Raw genomic sequence first — 20,030 nt, forward strand, 5'->3', positions numbered from 1 at the left:
CCTCCTCCTAATTCTAGTTTATTACAATAAAAAATTTCGCTTAAACTTCTTTAACGTCCAGAAGATGACTAACTTTGTTAATCATCCCACGAATTGCAGGATTATCTTCTTTAACGACAACGGAATTTGTTTTACCAAGACCTAAAGCTTGAACAGTTTTACGTTGTGGTTCGGGACGACCGATTAAGCTACGTTTTAGAGTGATTTCTAATTTAGCCATAATGATAATTCCCTCCTTATCCTAGCAATTCTTCTACAGTTTTGCCGCGAAGTTTTGCAACTTCTTCAGCTTTTTTAAGTTGTTTGATACCGTCAATTGTAGCACGAACCATGTTGATAGGTGTATTTGATCCAAGTGATTTGGATGATACATCTGCAACACCAGCAAGCTCAAGTACGGCACGAACAGGACCACCAGCAGTTACACCAGAACCGGCGCTTGCAGGTTTAAGAAGGATTTCTCCTCCACCGAAGTGACCTACAACTGTATGTGGAATTGTTGTATCAACAGTTGGTACGAATACCATGTTTTTCTTAGCGTCTTCAACAGCTTTACGAATAGCATCTGGAACTTCTTGTGCTTTACCAGTACCGAAGCCCACGTGACCGTTTTTATCACCAACAACAACAAGTGCTGTGAAGCGGAAACGACGACCACCTTTAACTACTTTAGCAACACGGTTGATTGTAACAACGCGTTCTTCTAAATCTAATTTGTTTCCATCAATAATTTCAGCCATGCAAGGTTTCCCTCCTTCTTATTAGAATTGTAATCCGTTTTCACGTGCAGCTTCAGCAAGAGCTTTTACGCGACCATGATATAAGTAACCTCCGCGGTCAAATACAACAGCAGAAATACCTTTTTCAGAAGCACGTTTTGCGACTAATTCGCCAACTTTGCTAGCAGCGTCAACTTTTGATTCGCTAGCTGCGAAATCTTTATCTAAATTCGATGCACTTACAAGTGTTACGCCATTTACATCATCAATTAATTGAGCATAAATGTTTTTATTAGAACGGAAAACGTTTAAACGTGGACGACTTTCAGTTCCAGTAATTTTAGCACGAACACGAGCATGTCTCTTTTTACGAACTTTATTTTTGTCGATTTTGGTAATCACACGACTCACCTCTTCTCTAATAGCCTATGCGGCATTATTTACCAGTTTTACCTTCTTTACGGCGTACATATTCGCTTCATAACGGATACCTTTACCTTTATACGGTTCAGGCGGACGTACAGCGCGAATATTAGCAGCTAATTCACCAACGTGTTCTTTATTGAAGCCTTTAACGATAATTTTCGTATTAGCAGGAACATCAATTTCTACACCTTTTGGCGCTTCGAATTCTACTGGATGAGAGTAACCTACGTTAAGAACAAGCTTTGAACCTTGTTTTTGTGCACGGTAACCGACACCGATTAATTCTAAAGTTTTTTCGTAACCTTCAGATACTCCGACAACCATATTATTTAAGATTGCACGAGTCGTACCATGAAGAGCACGATGAGTTTTATTATCAGATGGACGGGAAATATTAATTTCGCTTCCTTCAATATCAATTTTAATGTCTGGGTTAAACTCTTTAACAAGTTCACCTTTGGGACCTTTAACTGTAGCCTTACCTCCGTCAAGTGTAACAGTTACACCAGCAGGAATTGTAATAGGCTTTTTACCGATACGGGACATTTATCGCACCTCCTTGTGTTATATATTTCTTACCAAACGTATGCTAGAACTTCTCCGCCAACTTGTTTAGCGCGAGCTTCTTTGTCAGTTAAAACGCCTTGAGAAGTTGATACGATTGCGATACCAAGACCATTAAGGACTTTAGGCACCTCATTTGATTTAGCGTATACACGCAGACCTGGTTTACTGATACGTTTCAAACCAGTGATTACACGTTCGCCAGACGGACTATATTTTAAGAAAACACGAATAGTGCCTTGTTTGTCGTCTTCGATATACTCAACATCGCGTACAAAACCTTCACGTTTCAGGATTTCAGCGATTTCTTTCTTGATTTTAGACGCAGGTAATTCTAATTTATCATGCTTTACCATGTTCGCATTACGGATACGAGTTAGAAAATCTGCAATTGGATCTGTCATCACCATGTGTAATTACCCTCCTTCCTTAAACTTTAACTTACCAGCTTGCTTTTTTAACGCCGGGAATTTGACCTTTATAGGCAAGTTCACGGAAACAAATACGGCATAATTTGAATTTGCGAATAACGGAATGTGGACGTCCACAACGTTCGCAACGAGTATACGCTTGAACTGCGAATTTTGGTTCGCGTTTTTGCTTAGCGATCATTGACTTTTTAGCCACGTTTTCGCCTCCCTACTTTTATTATTGATTATTTTTGAAACGGCATTCCAGCAAGAGATAATAACTCGCGGGATTCTTCATCAGTTTTGGCAGTTGTAACAATAACTACATCCATACCTCGAACTTTAGATACTTGATCATAATCAATTTCAGGGAAAATTAATTGTTCTCTCACACCCAGCGTATAGTTTCCACGGCCGTCGAAAGCTTTTTTCGAAACACCACGGAAGTCACGTACACGTGGAAGTGAAACAGTAATTAATTTGTCTAAGAAATCATACATACGCTCACCACGAAGCGTTACTTTAGCACCGATTGGCATTCCTTCACGAAGACGGAAACCAGCGATAGAGTTTTTTGCTTTTGTGATTACAGGTTTTTGACCAGTGATTAAAGCTAATTCTTCAACAGCACTGTCTAAAACTTTAGCGTTTGCTACTGCGTCACCAACACCAGTGTTGATTACGATTTTTTCAATTTTTGGTACTTCCATTACGGAAGAATAGTTAAACTTGCTCATCATAGCAGGAACAATTTCCTTAAGATAGCGATCTTTAAGGCGATTCATGTAATGTTGCCTCCTTCCTCAAATACTTATTTATCGATTACTTCACCGGATTTTTTAGCTACACGTACTTTTTTATCGCCTTTTACTTCATAGCCTACACGAGTAGGTTCACCAGTTTTAGGGTCGATAAGCATTACGTTAGATACGTGAATTGGTGCCTCAACATTCAAGATTCCACCTTGTGGATTGATGTTGGAAGGTTTCGTATGTTTTTTCACCATGTTAATTCCTTCAACAATTACACGATCTTTTTTTGGAAATGCAGCAAGGATTTTGCCGGATTTGCCTTTATCTTTACCAGTAATAACTTGTACTTTATCACCTTTTTTGACATGCATAAGTCTTAGCACCTCCTTGGTTTGAAACTTGTTTTTTAAAGAACTTCTGGAGCTAAAGAAACGATCTTCATAAAGTTGTTTTCACGAAGTTCGCGAGCAACAGGTCCAAAAATACGTGTTCCACGAGGACTTTTATCATCACGGATAATGACACATGCATTTTCATCAAATTTGATGTAAGAACCATCTTGACGACGTGCTCCACTCTTAGTACGAACGATTACTGCTTTAACAACTTCACCTTTTTTGACAACGCCGCCTGGTGTTGCTTGTTTAACGGTACACACGACAACATCGCCAATGTTAGCAGTTTTGCGTCCTGATCCACCTAGCACTTTAATAGTTAGCACTTCACGCGCGCCAGAGTTATCAGCCACTTTCATACGACTTTCTTGTTGAATCATTAGGACACCCTCCTTCCAGAATAACGGGTAAGAAATAATTTCTTATTTTTATAATAAACGTTAGATAATTACTGCTTCTTCTACTACATCAATTAAACGGAAGCGTTTAGTTGCGGATAGTGGACGAGTTTCCATGATACGAACGATATCGCCAGCTTTAGCAGTGTTATTTTCATCATGCGCTTTGAACTTTTTCGAATACTTAACGCGTTTACCATACAAACCATGCTTTTTGTATGTTTCAACTACTACAGTGATTGTTTTATCCATTTTGTCGGATACTACGCGGCCTGTATAGATTTTACGTTGATTACGATCAGCCATGCATTAAAACCTCCTTACGATTTTCTTTTTAAGCAAGTTCTCTTTCTTTAACAATTGTTTTCATACGCGCGATAGACTTACGTACTTCTCTAATACGTGCAGTGTTTTCCAATTGTCCTGTAGCTAATTGAAAGCGCAGGTTGAAAAGCTCTTCTTTTAGCGCTTTTTCTTGATCTTTAATTTCGGTAGTGGATAATTCACGAATATCATTAGCTTTCATTTGCTTCACCACCAATTTCTTCACGTTTTACGATCTTAGTTTTGACCGGCAGTTTGTGTGACGCAAGACGTAACGCTTCACGCGCAACTTCTTCAGGTACACCTGCGATTTCGAACATAATTTTGCCACGTTTAACTGGACTTACCCAGCCTTCCGGAGCACCTTTACCTTTACCCATCCGAACCCCGATTGGTTTAGAAGTGTAAGATTTATGAGGGAAAATTTTAATCCAAACTTTACCGCCACGTTTCATGTAACGCGTCATAGCGATACGAGCAGCTTCGATTTGACGGTTAGTAATCCAAGAAGCTTCCACTGCTTGAAGACCATATTCACCAAATGCTACTTCAGTTCCGCCTTTTGCACGTCCACGCATGTTACCACGAAACTCACGACGATATTTAACTCGTTTTGGAACTAACATTATTATTTTCCTCCTTCCACATTGTTTTTCTTCGTAGGAAGGACTTCACCGCGATAAATCCAAACTTTAACGCCTAATTTACCGTAAGTTGTGTCAGCTTCTTCCCATGCGTAGTCAATATCTGCACGCAATGTATGAAGAGGTACTGTTCCTTCGCTATAGTGTTCAGCACGAGCGATATCTGCTCCGCCAAGACGACCAGAAACTTGAGTTTTAATTCCTTTTGCTCCTGCACGCATAGTACGTTGAATAGCTTGTTTTTGCGCACGACGGAAAGAAACACGTCCTTCAAGTTGTCTAGCAATATTTTCTGCAACAAGTTTAGCGTCTAAATCAGCACGTTTAATTTCAACGATATTGATGTGTACGCGTTTGCCTGTTAATTCGTTTAGTGATTTACGAAGTGCTTCAACTTCAGAACCACCTTTACCAATTACCATACCAGGTTTAGCAGTGTGAATTGTAATGTTTACACGATTAGCTGCACGTTCGATTTCAACGCGTGAAACAGAAGCATCAGCAAGACGTTTTGCGATAAAATCACGAATGCGTAAATCTTCATGTAAGAAGTCCGCATATTCTTTTTCAGCGTACCATTTAGAATCCCAGTCACGAATGACACCGATACGCATACCTATTGGATGTACTTTTTGACCCAACGTTATCCCTCCTTCACTTCTGATACCACAACAGTGATGTGGCTAGTACGTTTATTAATTGCACTTGCACGACCTTGTGCACGTGGACGGAAACGTTTAAGTGTTGGACCTTCATCTACGAAAGCTTCAGATACAACTAAACTATTCACGTCTAAATCATAATTATGCTCAGCGTTAGCCATAGCAGATTTTAATACTTTTTCAATAATTGGTGAAGCCGCTTTTGGAGTAAACTTCAAAATTGCGATTGCTTCGCCTACTTGCTTACCTCGGATTAAATCAATAACGATTCTCGCTTTACGAGGAGCAATACGTACCGTTTTGGCAACGGCTTTTGCGCTTGTCACTTCATTTGCCATTTAGATAGCCTCCTCTCGAATTATCGTCTAGTTTTCTTATCGTCTGCCGCGTGGCCACGGTAAGTACGAGTTGGTGCAAATTCACCTAATTTATGTCCTACCATATCTTCTTGGATATAAACAGGAACGTGTTTACGTCCATCATATACAGCGATTGTTTGACCTACAAATACTGGGAAAATTGTGGAACGACGAGACCAAGTTTTGATAACTTGTTTTTTGTCGCTTTCGTTAGCAGCTTCCACTTTCTTCATCAAGTGATCATCGACAAAAGGTCCTTTTTTCAAACTACGACCCATGACGGAACCTCCCTTCGTATAGTCAGGCAGCTCGGAGCATTTCTCCGTGCTGTCCTGCTAACTTTAATTTAGTCATATTAATCCAGATATTATTTACCTTTACGACGACGTACGATAAATTTATCGGAGTTATTGTTTTTCTTACGTGTTTTGTAACCAAGAGTTGGTTTACCCCATGGTGACATTGGAGATTTACGTCCGATCGGAGCTTTACCTTCACCACCACCGTGCGGGTGATCGTTAGGGTTCATAACAGAACCACGAACAGTTGGGCGTTTGCCTAACCAGCGGCTACGTCCAGCTTTACCAATATTGATAAGTTCGTGTTGTTCATTACCAACTTGACCGATAGTAGCACGGCAAGTAGCAAGAATCATACGAACTTCACCAGAATTAAGACGAATCAGAACGTATTTTCCTTCTTTACCAAGCACTTGTGCACTTGTTCCAGCAGAACGAACTAATTGTCCGCCTTTACCAGGTTTCAATTCGATATTGTGGATAACTGTACCCACTGGAATATCTTTTAATTCTAAAGCATTACCAACTTTGATGTCAGCTTCTGCTCCAGAGTAAATTGTTTGGCCTACTTCTAGACCTTTAGCTGCGATGATGTAGCGTTTTTCTCCATCAGCGTAGTTGATTAACGCAATATTCGCAGAGCGGTTAGGATCATATTCGATTGTTGCAACACGACCGGGAACGCCATCTTTATTACGTTTGAAATCGATCACACGGTATTGACGTTTATGGCCGCCACCGTGATGACGAACAGTTAACTTACCTTGGTTGTTACGACCAGCCTTCTTTTTCATAGGACGTAGTAAAGATTTTTCTGGAGTACTTGTTGTAATCTCAGCAAAATCAGAACTTGTCATATGACGGCGGCCGTTTGTGGTAGGTTTGTACTTTTTAATCGCCATTTTTTTCCCTCCTCGTTAGATTTTTTTATTCTAAACGTTCGTTTTAAACTTCAAAAAGTTGAATTTCTTTACTGTCAGCACTAAGTGTAACAATCGCTTTACGGCGTTTGTTTGTGTAGCCAACGTAACGACCCATGCGTTTCTTTTTACCTTTGTAGTTCATAACGTTCACTTTTACAACGTCAACTTCAAAAATTTCTTCAATCGCATGTTTAATTTGAGATTTTGTCGCGCGAGTGTCTACTTCAAAAGTATATTTCTTGTCATCAAGAATACTTGTAGATTCCTCTGTTACGACTGGGCGCTTAATGATATCGCGTGCATCCATTACGCAAGCACCTCCTCTATCTTTTGAACAGCTGCTTTAGTTACGATTAATTTATCGTGACTAGCAACTTCTAGTACTGAGATACTTTCAGCTGGAATAACTGTAATGCCTTGAATATTACGTGCAGATAATTCTACATTATCACTTTCAGAAGCAACTACAATCAGAGCTTTAGAATCTACAGAGATATTTTTGAGGAAAGCCGCAAAATCTTTTGTTTTAGGCGCATCAAACGCTAAGTTTTCAAGCACAACGATGTTCTCGTCTTGTACTTTAGAAGATAGGATTGATTTAATCGCTAAACGGCGAACTTTCTTCGGTAATTTATATGCATATGAACGAGGTGTTGGGCCGAATACGACACCACCTCCACGCCATTGCGGGGAACGAATCGAACCTTGACGGGCACGACCTGTACCTTTTTGACGCCATGGTTTACGTCCACCACCACGTACTTCAGAACGATTTTTTACTTTATGAGTTCCTTGACGCAAGGAAGCTCGTTGGCTCAAAATCACATCAACAACCACTTTTTCGTTCGGTTCAATACCGAAGATAGCATCATTTAATGTAATTTCGCCTGCTTTAGAACCATCTTGTTTAAGTAAGCTTAGTTTTGGCATTCGTTAGTCCTCCTTTCCAAATAAATTATTTTGCTTTAATAGCAGTTTTAATTTGAACTAATGATTTTTTCGCACCAGGAACGTTACCTTTAATTAAAAGTAAGTTCTTTTCTGCGTCTACTTTAACGATTTCCAAGTTTTGGATTGTGATTTGATTTCCACCCATACGACCTGGAAGTAGTTTATTTTTGAAAACACGGTTAGGTGCTACAGGACCCATTGAACCAGGGCGACGATGGTAACGAGAACCGTGAGCCATTGGCCCGCGTGATTGTCCGTGGCGTTTAATTACACCTTGGAACCCTTTACCTTTCGATACGCCTGTCGCGTCGATGATGTCACCTTCTGCGAATACGTCTACTTTTACTTCAGAACCAATCTCATACTCGTCTAAGTTAACATCGCGGAATTCGCGAATGAAGCGCTTAGGAGTAGTATTGGCTTTTGCTACATGACCTTTTTCGGGTTTGTTTGATAAAACTTCACGCTTGTCTTCGAAGCCGATTTGAACTGCTTCGTAGCCGTCAGTTTCAACAGTTTTCTTTTGAAGTACAACATTGTTAGCCGCTTCAATTACTGTTACTGGAATTAATTCTCCATTTTCAGTGAAAACTTGAGTCATCCCTACTTTTCTACCTAAGATTCCTTTGGTCATGAGTCACACCTCCTGTTAATAGTTAATTTTTTTGTCGGGCAATCTTGCCCAAGTGTTTATTAAAGTTTAATTTCGATATCTACACCGCTTGGCAAGTCTAAACGCATCAAGCTATCCACAGTTTGTGGTGTCGGATTAACGATGTCGATTAAACGTTTATGCGTACGCATTTCGAATTGTTCGCGCGAATCTTTATATTTGTGAACCGCACGTAAAACTGTGTATACAGATTTCTCTGTCGGAAGTGGAATCGGACCAGATACAGAAGCACCAGAACGTTTCGCAGTTTCCACAATCTTTTCAGCTGATTGATCTAAAATACGGTGATCATAAGCCTTTAAACGAATACGAATTTTTTGTTTTGCCATTATTTTCCCTCCTTCTCGCCTACTTTTAAAATAGACATTCTCCGTAGAAATTACCTGAGTACCCGCCATGGCAAAGCGGCCGGGTGTGTCAGCAACCTTCCACTTCATCACATCTTGCGCCCCAACAGATTAGGGGTGCTCACACAAAAGGGCAGACGGATGCCTACTCATTTGCACTTTATCTATTATACACGGGTTCCCCCTTGATATCAACCGCTTTTCGAAAAAAGTTTGACTTTATTTTCATAGCGAAACAGGCGTTCGTTATATGGGCCATTAAAATGGGAGGGTGCACAAAAGAACAAGCAGGTAAAAGCGCCGCAGCAGGTATAATTTAAATATCGTTTAATTTTAATATTATATAGAAGAAACTGGAGGGATTTGTACTCCGGGTGTGGATACAAGGACAGATTTTTTTGGCATCGTTTACGCTATACAAAGCAAAATAGAGCTATTCAAACGGGCAAGGAGGATGATTAAAAAAAGAGCCAAAACGGCTCTTTTTGCGGAGTTTGGGTGATTATTTTTTTATAAACCTAGAGGATCCATGATGCTATACGTTGTTTTCGCATCATTGTCTGAACCGAATAGGACATTCCAGTTGATTAAGTTTGTGTTTTGCACATTTTGACCCATAAAGCGGTAGCGGCTTGCTGTATCTTTCGCACGAGGAATGTGCATGCCTGTTTCATTAATGACTTTCCCAAGATCAATATTCACATCCACTAGAATACGTGATTCTACTATGTAAGAAAAGCGCGGATTTTTGAAGATTAATGTGTTATCTTCTACATAAAAATCTTGTTGCATATAGTTGTATTTCTTCATAGTAATCCCTGTTGCTTTCTGTCTAAACTTGGCTGTAACAGCTTTTTTAAAAGAATCTGTTTTACTAATTTGTTCAAACTCTTGCGGTAGTTTTAGCGTGTAGTAGGTTTGGTCAGCCAGTCCCCCACCAAAACCATATTGCGCATAATAATTAAGTGATAAAACGCCAATTGCGTTATTTTTCGCATCATATTTAATACCAGATGTCGCTGCCGTCCCGTTGATTTTTAGAACCCCGCGTTCATATACTGAAATACCACGTGATTCGACTTTCTCTACTGCTTCTGCTTGTGTTCCAGCAGGTAACGCCATAACCATCATACCCGCAACAAGTACAGGCGTTATCATCATTTTTGCTAATTTCTTTTTATTCATCTTTTTTAACACTCCTTCTTTTTTTGCCCCTCATCCTCCGCAAAAACATTATACTTTAAACCTATAACCATGGCAATAGACCCTATTTTTCTGATTATTATGCGGAATTTTGTGAAATCGTACACATAAAATTCATAAAGCTACTGCTTTTAGAGTTCTAAACTGTAGCTTTACATACTCAATTTTAGAAACGTATACGTGTTACCTAGCGATATTGCACAATAAAATACCGCATTGCGTGCAATACAAACTAAAAAAAAATCTAAAAAACCTTCAAAAAGAAAGATTTTTAGATTTTATGCGCGCAATATGACAAGTAGTGCAGTTAGTAAAACAAGAACTAATAAGGCCACAACATCTATCCAGTGAAAATGTAGTATTTTAAAGCGCGTTCTTCCCTCATCACCGCGATATCCACGCGCTTCCATAGCATCCGCGAGCTCCTCCGCCCGGTTAAACGAACTTACAAAAAGGGGAATAAAAATCGGAACGACTACCTTCATCTGCTCAAATAAATTTCCTTCTCCAAATTCGACACCTCTTGCGCGCTGAGCTTTCATAATTTTATCCGTTTCTTCCATTAATGTTGGAATAAAACGCAAAGCGACAGATAGCATAAGCGCAATATCCTGAACAGGCATTTTAAGATACTTAAATGGTTGTAAAAGATATGCTATCGCATCGGTTAAATCCATAGGGGTAGTGGTAAGCGTGATAGCTGTAGATAAGATGATGATAAGCGTGAAGCGGATAAACACATAGATTCCATTAATAATACCAAAAGACGAAATCGTAATCGGACCAAAATCTAAGTAAATTACACCACCGCTCGTAAATAGCATTTGCATCATGACAGTGAACAAAATAAGCCAAATGAGCGGTTTTACACCTTTGATAAAAACTTTAATTTTGATTCCCGTCATCATAATGACCATTAGCGTAAATAAAATCATTAGGGCATACGTTGCTATATTATTGGCTAAAAATAGGATACCAATAAAATAAAAACCTGCCACAAGTTTTGTTCGCGCATCTAGCGCGTGGATGAGTGACTGCCCTGGAACAAAACGGCCAAATATCAGTTTATCGATCATTTATCTTCACTCCCCTTCTAATCACACAAAATAATTTATCAAAACACTAACAGCCATTAAAACGGTGAGCGTCGCGTTTATCATGACAAAATTTTTAATACCGATTACAAACGTTTTCGCCTTTACCTGTTCTTTGTTGAATTTTTTCAAATTGTTGTATACTGGTACAATGACAATAAGAGAAAGAAGCATAACTGGGTGTAAGTAACCTAAAGCTACGGCTACCACTACAGCTAAAAATGAAGCGTAATAAAGCACGTTGAACAAGAGGACACCCATTTTTCTTCCAATATAATAAGGAAGTGTATAGCGGTGGTTGCGAATATCTTCATCGAGATCGCATAAATTATTGGCGAGCATTATGTTCGCAATTGTGAACATACAAGGGATTGAAACGACTGCAATTTGAATGATTTCAAGCAAATTGACCCGAATATCAACCCATTCCCCGCGAAGTAGCAAATTCGCAATTCCGGCATCATAGGCGTTCACGTAAACAGCGAGGAAAAAAATGCCAAACCCCATCGTAACTCCAGAAAAAATTTCGCCAAGTGGCATACGCGAGAGCGGCACTGGCCCGAAAGTGTACAAAATCCCAATACAAAAACAAACAAAACCAATTAAAAGAACGAGCAAATCCGTTCGAAACACAAGCCAAACCCCTAAGCCTGTTGCGATGAAAAACATCGCAAAAATCAAAATGATGACCGCGAGTTCCGGGATTTCCTTCTGCCCAATTATATTACTTGTTTTTCGAAAATCATAGTCATGGTTATTCGTCGCCTTTCGGTAGTCCATGTAATTATTGATTGCCGTTGTAGTTAAATCAAAAATCAGCATGGCTAGGAAAAAAATAATTGTATTTTCCAAGTTAAAAACATGATACTCATAAAGCACGTATAGCGTTCCAAGCATAAACGGATATACGCTCGCAATTTTCGTTCGAATCTCTACAAGTTCTAAAAACGTTCGAAAAGACAATTATTTCGCCCCCTTTTCATCTAACTCCGCCATTTTAAACGACTTATCTGTAAGTTTAAATTGATCTTTCAAGCCGTCCGTGACGTAAACTTTTTTATCTTTAGTGACAAAAATAGCTTCCACATCCGAGAATGTATCCACATAGTCCATGCCACCTTTTACACCCTTAATGAAAACAGCCGTTGAGAGTCCGTCCCCATCAATCGATTTTTTCGAGACAATACTAACGCCAGCAAGTTCATTGTTAAATGGATAGCCTGTAAACGGACTTAAAATGTGATGGTATTTTACTCCGTCAAGTTCTAAATAACGTTCATAAATGCCCGATGTCACAACTGACACATCCGAGCCAGGCAACTTCCCAATTGATTTCCCGCGAGCTTCAAACGGATTTTGAATGCCAATCGTCCAATCGCCACCTTTAGGATTATCCCCACGCACAAAAATATTTCCGCCTAAATCTATAATAGCAGAAGTAACACCTTGCTTTTTCATCACCTTATTGACCTCATCAGCAATATATCCTTTTGCAATACCGCCAAGATCAAGCGCCATTCCTTTTTCAGGTAAATAAATCGTTTGATTCGCCTCATTCATTTCTACTTTTTTATAGTCAATGAGCGGTAATACCTGCTTAATTTCAGCTTCTGTTGGTTTTTTTGCATCCGGAAAACCAATATGCCATAAATCTGTCAGCGGCCCTACAGTAATATCAAAATCCCCAAAAGAGGCCTTGCTATATTGAATACCTTCCTTAACAAGATAAAACATATCGGGTGTGACCTCAACAGGTTTTATCCCAGCATTTTGATTCACCTTATCAATTTCCGACTTCCCCGCGTCACTAGTCGTAATTTCAGCAGCCAGCGTCTTTATGCGATCAAAACTTTTATCGATGGCCTGTTCTTTGCCTTTATCGTAAACTTTTAGCGTGACCACTGTCCCCATTAAAAATTCAGTTTTTGAATAGGGTTGGTCGAGCAATTCCACTTGCCCCTCTTTATTCGAGCATGCACTTAATAATAAAATAAAAATAAGTCCTATAAAAAAACGTTTTTTTTCATGTGCGAACACCTTTCAAAACTTTCTATCGCCTTTAACTATAGCGCAAAATCAATTCTAGCGCTATACTAAAACACCCTTAAAGTTTGCATAAACTTTAAGGGTGTCACAGTCATTTAACATCGTTTACTAAAATTTATTCTTCATCAACTTTGTTATAAACTTTAATTGTATCAGTGTCGCCATTTTGAGCGGCATTTTCAAGTTGTGCAGCGTAAATTCTGAATTGGTTAGAAGAATTTGTAGCACCAGAAACAGTATCTACTTCAGCAGGACTTTGTTTGTCAACTAAAGATTTATTTAATGCTGGAATATATTCTTTTGGACCAGTACCGGATTTTTCTTTCATATTCTTTTCATAGTCAGCATCGTCTGTTTTCTTTTGACCATCTTTATTTACATAGTTATAGTCAGAAGTTGCGATTTTACCATCTTTAACTTCCATCGCGAAAACAACGCGGTATCCGTGTGCATAATTTTGTTCTTCAAGATTATATTTACCGTCTTTCATATCAGCACCATTGTTGATAGAAATAGTAGTAGTATCCGCGCGTTGTGCAGCTTGGATTAATTGGTTAGCGTAATTAATGAATGTTTCAGAAGAATGAGTTGCTCCTGTTACAATATCAACGCCAGATGCAGATTGAGATTTAACTAATGCATCGCTTAATTGTTTTAAATATTCTTGCGGGCCAGTACCCACTTTGTCTTTCATTGCTTTTTCATAGTCAGCGTCTTCAGATTTCAAATCGCCATCTTTATTTTTGTAGTCATAGCTAGCTTTTGTAATTTTGCCATCTTTAACTTCGATTGATGCAAAAGCTTTCCAACCTTTATCATCAAAATTCTTTTCTTCTAGTTTGTAAGTTCCATCAGTCATTGTACCGTCAGTTTTAGCTTCGGTTTTTTTCGTTTCAGACTGCTTAGGCTCCTCACTAGATTTTTTGTCAGAACTATTATCGTTCCCACAAGCCACCAATAACATACTGGACGCTACAACAGCTGTAATGCCCATAGCCACTTTTTTCAATTCCATAATTTGCTCCCACCTTTTGGTTTAATTAAAATGTTTGTGATATCACGAGCAATATAAAATACACTGCGAAAGCGATATCACGATTACATACAAATAATAACATCTGGTACGCTATTTGTCTAGACTAAGTAAAATTACTTAATTCCATAAATTTTCAAAAAATGACATTAGTCTTATATTTTAATTCAAATTTGTTCATTCAATTGTCTAAAAAAAACAAAATAGACCTTTCGCCTACAAAAAACGAGGAATTTTTAACCATAAAAAGTGGCTTTTTTATATGAAAGAACTATTTTTGGTTTTCATGCCAATATTCCTATATATAGTGTAGACAATCCCCCCCTTTTTCTGGTACACTATGTTAGGTTATTACTATATTTGGTTATTGAACTAATACTATTTTTGTGAAAAAATAAACAAGGAGTTGAGAAAGCATATGCCTGAAAAAAATATTGTTCTAATAGGGGCAGGATATGCAGGTGTACATGCAGCTAAGAAGTTAGCGAAAAAGTACAAGAAAGATAAAGATGTTAAAATCACTCTCATCGATCGTCATTCTTATCATACAATGATGACAGAGTTGCATGAAGTTGCGGGTGGTCGTGTTGACCCAACTGCTATTCAGTATGATTTACGTCGTTTGTTCAACCGTACAAAAGTGAATCTTGTAACGGATAATGTAACAAATGTTGATCATGACAAAAAAGTGGTTGTAACAGAACATGGGAGTTATCCATTCGATTACCTAGTATTAGGTATGGGTGGGGAACCAAATGATTTCGGTACTCCTGGCGTTGCTGAAAACGGATTCACGCTTTGGTCTTGGGAAAACTCGGTTCGCTTACGTACTCATATTGAAGAAACTGTAACAAAAGCAAGTCGTGAACAAGATGTTGAAAAGCGAAAAGCAATGTTGCGTTTTGTAGTCTGTGGTTCAGGCTTTACAGGAATTGAAATGGTCGGAGAACTCCTTGAATGGAAAGACCGTCTTGCAAAAGATAACAAAATCGACGCTTCTGAAATCGAATTAATGGTTGTCGAAGCGGCTCCAACAATTTTAAATATGCTTGAACGCCGTGATGCTGATAAAGCTGAAAAATACATGGTGAAAAAAGGAATTAAAATTCTTAAGAGCGCTGCGATTGTTGAAGTGAAACCTGAAAGTATTGTTTTAAAATCAGACGAAGAAATTCCAACTCACACTTTAATTTGGACTGCCGGTGTTCGTGCTAACTCTGATACAAAAGATTATGGCATGGAAACAGCTCGTGCTGGGCGCCTTAAAGTTAATCAGTACATGGAAGCTGAGAAATTCGAGAACACATATGTCATTGGTGACCTTGCTTACTTCGAAGAGGAAGAAGGAAAACCAACACCTCAAATCGTTGAAGCAGCTGAACAAACTGGTATGACTGCTGCGAAAAGCATTATTGCTGAAATTAGCGGCGGGCAAAAAGAAGCTTTCCACGGTAAATATCATGGTGTCATGGTATCTATCGGTGCTAAATACGGTGTTGCTCACCTAGGTAGCATGCACTTATCAGGTTGGTTCGCCATCTTTATGAAACATATGGTTAACTTATATTACTTCTTCGGGATTCGCAGTGGGTACTACATGTGGCAATATATTGTCCATGAATTCTTCCACATTCGTGATCATCGTAATATTTTCCGCGGCTGGACTTCTCGCTACGGAAATGTACTTTGGAGCTTACCACTTCGTATTTATTTGGGTTGGTTCTGGGTTGACGAGGCACTTGCCAAAATTTACGGTGAAAGTACATGGGATAAAGTGAGCCTTACAAACTTAAAACCATTGTTCCAAGGTTTAGGTCCTGACTCTTGGTTAACTGCTGAAACATCGAAAATGCCATTCTCTTGGTTGCAAACTGCGGCAACTTCTGGCGCAAGCCAAGCTGCTGGGGATGCTGCTGGAGATGCAGCACAAAATGTTACAACACCAATTTTCAGCCATATGCCTGGCTGGTTTGAATGGATTATGAAACTTCTTATGCCAAACCAAGATGTTGCTGTATTTATGCAAAAAGTTGTTCCTTTCGTGGAATTAGCTATTGGTCTTGCACTTGTTGTTGGCCTATTCACTTGGCTTGCAAGCGCAGGAAGCATTGGTTTCCTAGCAATGTTCACACTAAGCGCTATGCTTGGTTGGGACAAATTCTGGGCGCTACCTGCTTCTATCGCCATGTTAAACGGTGCTGGACGCACATTTGGTTTAGATTACTGGGTTGTTCCTTGGTTCCAAAAACACCTTGGACACTGGTGGTATGGTAAACCTCGCGCCATTTATCGCGATTCAGGCAAATAACGATTATTACTCGAGATAAGCGAAAGGCTCGTCCTTTCGCTTATCTTTTCTTTTCATTTAAGGTATATTTTTTAAAGAAAATCCTATACAATAAGGTTAGAAAAAATATTTAGAGGGGGCAAAGATGTGAAACCATATTTAAAGATGATACGTCGGTGGGATGTTGTGATTATCATTACACTAAGTCTGCTCTCTTTTCTGCCTCTAGCTATTTTTTCTTACGTACAAGCTAACGCGCCAAATAACGGGGCTGACAAGACGCTCGTAGCCGTGATTACGGTTGACGGGAAAGAATATAAGCGCGTTAATTTGACGGGTCATTCTGGGACGGATACTTTTACGATTACGCAAGATGATGGCGATTATAATACGGTGGAAGTTAAGGATGAAAAAATCAGAATCAGCAAAGCCAATTGCGGGGATCAAGTTTGCGTCCGAACAGGACAAGTCGGAAAACTAGGCGAAACCATTGTTTGTTTGCCGCATAAGGTGGTTATTGAGGTTAAAGCGACTGACGGCACTTCAAATGATGACGACATGATTATTTCTTCTTAATTTTTATAAAAAAGGATTGTGAGCGTGAATGACTAAAAATAAACGTCTCGTTTATATCGCGCTTTTGGCGGCACAAGCGGTTGTCATTAGTCTTTTAGAGCGGGCGATTCCCTTCCCATTTGCTTTTGCGCCTGGGGCTAAACTCGGACTATCTAATATTATTACATGTATTTCACTTTATACGTTATCGACAAAAGATGCTTTTATGATTGTCTGCATAAGGCTTGTACTATCCACGCTTTTAGGGGGAACCATTTCGACCTTTTTATATAGCGCGGCTGGAGCTCTTTTAAGTTTCGTTGGTATGTGGGCGGTGCAAAAGCTAGGTCCAAAACGCGTTAGTATTATTGGCGTTAGTACAACCGGCGGTATTTTGCATAATGTTGGACAGCTCGTTGTGGCAAGTTGGATTGCCGGTTCTTGGAATGTTATGCTCTACTTGCCTGTTCTTTCATTTATTGGGATTTTATCTGGGATTGCAATTGGGATTGCAGCGAACTATTTACTTCAGAATGTGCAAACGTTACGTACGTTTTTAGATGCTAAAGAAGAACGTGCTTTTAATAAATAAAAAAGGAGTTTCATCATGCAACTTCATTCCATGTGGGCTTCGTACCCTGATTTAGAAAAGGATTTAAAAGATGTTTTAAAGACGATTGAAAAGAATATTCAAATTCGCGATAAACGGGTCAATCAAAACGTTCATTCGCTTATTCATGCGGGTGGCAAGTTGCTGCGTCCTGCGTATGCCCTTTTGATGGCTGAAATTGGTCCGGACTACGAACGTGAACGGGCCGTCTCGGTTGCGGCAGCACTTGAAGTTCTGCATATGGCGACGCTTATTCATGATGATGTGGTAGACGAATCGCCACTTAGACGGGGAGAGCCGACGATTCATTCGCGCTACGGTAACCATTACGCGGTTTATACAGGAGATTATTTATTTACGGTTTGCTTTAAGATTTTATCGAAGCACTCTGATTCTATTCAAAATATTGAGTTCAGCAGTCGTAACATCGAAAAGATTTTGATGGGCGAGCTTGATCAAATGCGGATGCGCTACAATCTTAATGTGACGGTGAAGGAATATTTATCTCGCATTTCTGGAAAAACGGCCCAGCTTTTTGCGCTCAGCTGCTATTCCGGTGCGACGGCAAGCAAAGCGCCGCGTCATATGGCGATAAAAGCTTGGAATATTGGCCATTATTTGGGGATGGCTTTCCAAATCATTGATGATGTCCTAGATTACACGAGTACGGATTCAGGCCTTGGAAAACCTGTTTTAAACGATGTGTTACAAGGAGTCTATTCTCTCCCGCTCATTTACGCTATGCGTGAACAAAAACCTGCATTTGCCCCTCTTTTGTCTAAAAAAAGCGAGATGTCAGATGCTGATTTAAACTTACTACTCGAACTGATTGAGCAACATCAAGGCGTTGAAAAGGCCTTTGAGTTAGCCCAAAAATACACTAAAAAAGCGCAAAAAGAAATTTCAAAATTGCCGGAGGGTGACTACAAAGAAATTCTTGAGCGCCTAACAAATGAAATCCTTACGCGGAAAATTTAATTTTTCTGCACAAACGTGCTTGTGAATATTTTATCAAAGGAGGAAGTTGCATGAAACGTTTTACACTTATTATATTATTACTTGGCGCATGCACTTACCTTGCTGCATGTTCATCTAGCGAGGCGAAACAAACCATTCACCCGATTAAAAATAAAACGGATATTTCTATTCGAGTGGCCACAGATATTCATTATTTGGCGCCGGAACTAACGGATTTCGGTTCGGCATTCGAAACCTATGTGGCTTCAGGCGACGGAAAAGCCCTTCAAGTGAGTGATGAAATGACAGATGCTTTTTTGGCTGATACCGCGCAAAATAAAACGGATATTTTAATTTTAAGTGGCGATTTAACGAATAACGGTGAACGAAAAAGTCATGAAAATTTAGCGAAAAAGCTAAAAACCATTGAAAAAACCGGTACCGATGTTTATGTAATTCCAGGCAACCATGACATTAATAACCCTTGGGCAAGAAGTTTTAAAGCAGATAAGCAGTATAAAACAGACAGTATCACAGAGCAAGATTTCGCCAAAATTTATGAAGATTTCGGCCTAAAAGAAGCCATTTCCAAAGATAAATTCTCACTTAGCTATCTAGCGCCAGCGTCAAAGGATGTTTGGCTGCTCATGCTTGATACTAATCATTATAAGAGCAATATGCAACTTGGTTCTCCGCAAACTGACGGCGGGCTTACAACTGGAACGCTTGAGTGGATTTCTGAGGCTGCCGCTTTAGCAAAAGAAAATGGGGTTAAAGTTATTCCTGTTATGCATCATAATTTACTCAACCATAGCGAGGTTCTAAGGCAAGGCTACACCATCAATTACGCAGAAGATGTCCAAAACGCTTTTAAAAAGGCAAACTTCACTTTCGCCTTAAGCGGCCATATTCACACGCAAAACATCGCGTCAGAAGGCTCTCTAACCGATATTACAACGAATGCGCTCTCTGTTTACCCTCATAAATACGGAAAAATAACTTATACGGGGGAAAACGCTCTTTTCATTATCAAACAGGGAAAGTGAATTTGGAGGCGTACGCGAAACAAAATGGACTTACAGGCGCCAAATTTGCTTCTTTTAACCAAAAAGATTATGACCAATTTTATATGAGCGGTTACGGAAAAGCGATGGAGGACCTTACAATGAGTGATGATTTTGAAAACTATTCCGATCTTGAAAAGGAAAAAATGGCTGATACAATGGCACTTAATAACTTATCTTACTTTGCTGGCGTAGCGCCGCCCAAATCAAGCGGCCTTGCATTATGGGAAAAAGCACCCACTAGTTTTTTAAAAACCTATGTTTTAAGCACAAGTGGCAAGCCCACACATTCTAATGATGAGTGGACTGGCAAATAAAAAAGAGCCCGTGGGCTC

Annotated in this window: 28 protein-coding genes and 2 pseudogenes; 5 read left to right on the forward strand and 25 right to left on the reverse strand. The window is 39.4% G+C overall.

All coding sequences use genetic code 11. The annotated features are described in order from the left end of the window. Nucleotides 1-40: 40 nt before the first annotated feature. The 25 genes and pseudogenes from rpmD to pplA all read right to left on the reverse strand — a co-directional run bounded on the left by rpmD (nt 41) and on the right by pplA (nt 14,204). Nucleotides 41-220 carry a 50S ribosomal protein L30 gene (gene rpmD / locus LFLEISCH_RS06880; protein ID WP_007474793.1) on the reverse strand — a complete coding sequence of 60 codons (180 nt, stop codon included), beginning with the start codon at nt 218-220 and terminating at the stop codon, nt 41-43. 16 nt (nt 221-236) lie between these two features. Next, nucleotides 237-740, reverse strand: coding sequence for a 30S ribosomal protein S5 (gene rpsE / locus LFLEISCH_RS06885; protein ID WP_007474795.1), 504 nt, complete (start codon nt 738-740; stop codon nt 237-239). Nucleotides 741-761: 21 nt separating this feature from the next. After that, nucleotides 762-1,121 (reverse strand): 50S ribosomal protein L18, encoded by a 360-nt coding sequence (rplR, locus tag LFLEISCH_RS06890; protein ID WP_007474797.1) that lies wholly within the window; start codon nt 1,119-1,121, stop codon nt 762-764. Nucleotides 1,122-1,155: 34 nt separating this feature from the next. After that, nucleotides 1,156-1,691: pseudogene (gene rplF, locus LFLEISCH_RS06895) on the reverse strand (50S ribosomal protein L6). Nucleotides 1,692-1,720: 29 nt separating this feature from the next. Beyond that, nucleotides 1,721-2,119 carry a 30S ribosomal protein S8 gene (gene rpsH / locus LFLEISCH_RS06900; protein ID WP_007474801.1) on the reverse strand — a complete coding sequence of 133 codons (399 nt, stop codon included), beginning with the start codon at nt 2,117-2,119 and terminating at the stop codon, nt 1,721-1,723. 31 nt (nt 2,120-2,150) lie between these two features. Next, nucleotides 2,151-2,336 carry a type Z 30S ribosomal protein S14 gene (locus tag LFLEISCH_RS06905; protein WP_007474803.1) on the reverse strand — a complete coding sequence of 62 codons (186 nt, stop codon included), beginning with the start codon at nt 2,334-2,336 and terminating at the stop codon, nt 2,151-2,153. Nucleotides 2,337-2,364: 28 nt separating this feature from the next. Next, nucleotides 2,365-2,904, reverse strand: coding sequence for a 50S ribosomal protein L5 (gene rplE, locus LFLEISCH_RS06910; protein ID WP_007474805.1), 540 nt, complete (start codon nt 2,902-2,904; stop codon nt 2,365-2,367). A gap of 26 nt (nt 2,905-2,930) precedes the next feature. Continuing rightward, nucleotides 2,931-3,242: a 50S ribosomal protein L24 gene (gene rplX, locus LFLEISCH_RS06915; RefSeq protein WP_007474807.1), complete on the reverse strand. Its 312-nt coding sequence runs from the start codon at nt 3,240-3,242 to the stop codon at nt 2,931-2,933. 35 nt (nt 3,243-3,277) lie between these two features. Further along, nucleotides 3,278-3,646 (reverse strand): 50S ribosomal protein L14, encoded by a 369-nt coding sequence (gene rplN / locus LFLEISCH_RS06920; protein WP_003723686.1) that lies wholly within the window; start codon nt 3,644-3,646, stop codon nt 3,278-3,280. A gap of 60 nt (nt 3,647-3,706) precedes the next feature. Further along, nucleotides 3,707-3,970: a 30S ribosomal protein S17 gene (gene rpsQ, locus LFLEISCH_RS06925; protein WP_007474818.1), complete on the reverse strand. Its 264-nt coding sequence runs from the start codon at nt 3,968-3,970 to the stop codon at nt 3,707-3,709. A gap of 28 nt (nt 3,971-3,998) precedes the next feature. Continuing rightward, nucleotides 3,999-4,190, reverse strand: a complete 192-nt coding sequence (gene rpmC / locus LFLEISCH_RS06930) for a 50S ribosomal protein L29 (RefSeq protein WP_007474820.1) — start codon at nt 4,188-4,190, stop codon at nt 3,999-4,001. Beyond that, entirely contained in the window at nt 4,180-4,614 is a 435-nt protein-coding gene (gene rplP / locus LFLEISCH_RS06935; protein ID WP_007474821.1) for a 50S ribosomal protein L16, read from the reverse strand. The genes rpmC and rplP overlap by 11 nt, the downstream gene beginning before the upstream one ends. A gap of 2 nt (nt 4,615-4,616) precedes the next feature. After that, on the reverse strand, nt 4,617-5,273 hold the full coding sequence (gene rpsC / locus LFLEISCH_RS06940; RefSeq protein WP_007474823.1) for a 30S ribosomal protein S3: 657 nt from the start codon (nt 5,271-5,273) through the stop codon (nt 4,617-4,619). 2 nt (nt 5,274-5,275) lie between these two features. Beyond that, nucleotides 5,276-5,632 (reverse strand): 50S ribosomal protein L22, encoded by a 357-nt coding sequence (gene rplV, locus LFLEISCH_RS06945; RefSeq protein WP_007474825.1) that lies wholly within the window; start codon nt 5,630-5,632, stop codon nt 5,276-5,278. Nucleotides 5,633-5,652: 20 nt separating this feature from the next. Beyond that, nucleotides 5,653-5,931, reverse strand: coding sequence for a 30S ribosomal protein S19 (gene rpsS, locus LFLEISCH_RS06950; protein WP_007474827.1), 279 nt, complete (start codon nt 5,929-5,931; stop codon nt 5,653-5,655). Between the two features lie 89 nt (nt 5,932-6,020). Then, nucleotides 6,021-6,854: a 50S ribosomal protein L2 gene (gene rplB, locus LFLEISCH_RS06955; protein ID WP_007474829.1), complete on the reverse strand. Its 834-nt coding sequence runs from the start codon at nt 6,852-6,854 to the stop codon at nt 6,021-6,023. Between the two features lie 43 nt (nt 6,855-6,897). Continuing rightward, complete coding sequence (gene rplW, locus LFLEISCH_RS06960; RefSeq protein ID WP_007474831.1) at nt 6,898-7,182, reverse strand: 50S ribosomal protein L23; 285 nt, start codon at nt 7,180-7,182, stop codon at nt 6,898-6,900. After that, nucleotides 7,182-7,805, reverse strand: a complete 624-nt coding sequence (gene rplD, locus LFLEISCH_RS06965) for a 50S ribosomal protein L4 (protein ID WP_007474833.1) — start codon at nt 7,803-7,805, stop codon at nt 7,182-7,184. Before rplD ends, rplW begins: the two co-directional genes overlap by 1 nt. 25 nt (nt 7,806-7,830) lie before the next feature. Beyond that, complete coding sequence (gene rplC, locus LFLEISCH_RS06970) at nt 7,831-8,460, reverse strand: 50S ribosomal protein L3 (RefSeq protein WP_007474834.1); 630 nt, start codon at nt 8,458-8,460, stop codon at nt 7,831-7,833. A 59-nt stretch (nt 8,461-8,519) separates the two neighbouring features. Further along, on the reverse strand, nt 8,520-8,828 hold the full coding sequence (rpsJ, locus tag LFLEISCH_RS06975) for a 30S ribosomal protein S10 (protein WP_007474836.1): 309 nt from the start codon (nt 8,826-8,828) through the stop codon (nt 8,520-8,522). 528 nt (nt 8,829-9,356) lie between these two features. Beyond that, entirely contained in the window at nt 9,357-10,031 is a 675-nt protein-coding gene (locus tag LFLEISCH_RS06985; protein WP_007474841.1) for a hypothetical protein, read from the reverse strand. 296 nt (nt 10,032-10,327) lie between these two features. Continuing rightward, nucleotides 10,328-11,125 carry an FAD export ECF transporter transmembrane subunit FmnA gene (fmnA, locus tag LFLEISCH_RS06990; RefSeq protein ID WP_007474843.1) on the reverse strand — a complete coding sequence of 266 codons (798 nt, stop codon included), beginning with the start codon at nt 11,123-11,125 and terminating at the stop codon, nt 10,328-10,330. A gap of 21 nt (nt 11,126-11,146) precedes the next feature. Beyond that, on the reverse strand, nt 11,147-12,106 hold the full coding sequence (menA, locus tag LFLEISCH_RS06995; protein WP_007474845.1) for a 1,4-dihydroxy-2-naphthoate polyprenyltransferase: 960 nt from the start codon (nt 12,104-12,106) through the stop codon (nt 11,147-11,149). Beyond that, a complete protein-coding gene (locus LFLEISCH_RS07000; protein ID WP_007474847.1) occupies nt 12,107-13,180 on the reverse strand; it encodes an FAD:protein FMN transferase in 1,074 nt (357 codons plus the stop codon). Between the two features lie 124 nt (nt 13,181-13,304). After that, a complete protein-coding gene (gene pplA, locus LFLEISCH_RS07005) occupies nt 13,305-14,204 on the reverse strand; it encodes an extracellular electron transfer flavoprotein PplA (RefSeq protein ID WP_007474849.1) in 900 nt (299 codons plus the stop codon). A gap of 436 nt (nt 14,205-14,640) precedes the next feature. On the opposite strand from pplA, the gene LFLEISCH_RS07010 reads away from it, so the two are divergent. The 5 genes and pseudogenes from LFLEISCH_RS07010 (at nt 14,641) to LFLEISCH_RS07030 (ending at nt 20,012) form a co-directional block, all read left to right on the forward strand. Beyond that, a complete protein-coding gene (locus LFLEISCH_RS07010) occupies nt 14,641-16,530 on the forward strand; it encodes an FAD-dependent oxidoreductase (RefSeq protein WP_007474851.1) in 1,890 nt (629 codons plus the stop codon). Nucleotides 16,531-16,656: 126 nt separating this feature from the next. Next, nucleotides 16,657-17,085, forward strand: a complete 429-nt coding sequence (locus LFLEISCH_RS07015) for a NusG domain II-containing protein (RefSeq protein ID WP_007474854.1) — start codon at nt 16,657-16,659, stop codon at nt 17,083-17,085. 28 nt (nt 17,086-17,113) lie between these two features. Next, the gene (gene eetB, locus LFLEISCH_RS07020) at nt 17,114-17,656 is read left to right on the forward strand and encodes a flavinylation system FAD exporter subunit EetB (protein ID WP_007474856.1); all 543 of its coding nucleotides are present in this window, start codon (nt 17,114-17,116) and stop codon (nt 17,654-17,656) included. A gap of 15 nt (nt 17,657-17,671) precedes the next feature. Further along, the gene (locus LFLEISCH_RS07025; RefSeq protein WP_007474858.1) at nt 17,672-18,652 is read left to right on the forward strand and encodes a polyprenyl synthetase family protein; all 981 of its coding nucleotides are present in this window, start codon (nt 17,672-17,674) and stop codon (nt 18,650-18,652) included. 50 nt (nt 18,653-18,702) lie between these two features. Next, nucleotides 18,703-20,012: pseudogene (locus LFLEISCH_RS07030) on the forward strand (metallophosphoesterase). Nucleotides 20,013-20,030: the final 18 nt, after the last annotated feature.

Origin of the sequence: Listeria fleischmannii subsp. fleischmannii LU2006-1 (genome assembly GCF_000344175.1) — a bacterium.
Classification (GTDB): domain Bacteria; phylum Bacillota; class Bacilli; order Lactobacillales; family Listeriaceae; genus Listeria; species Listeria fleischmannii.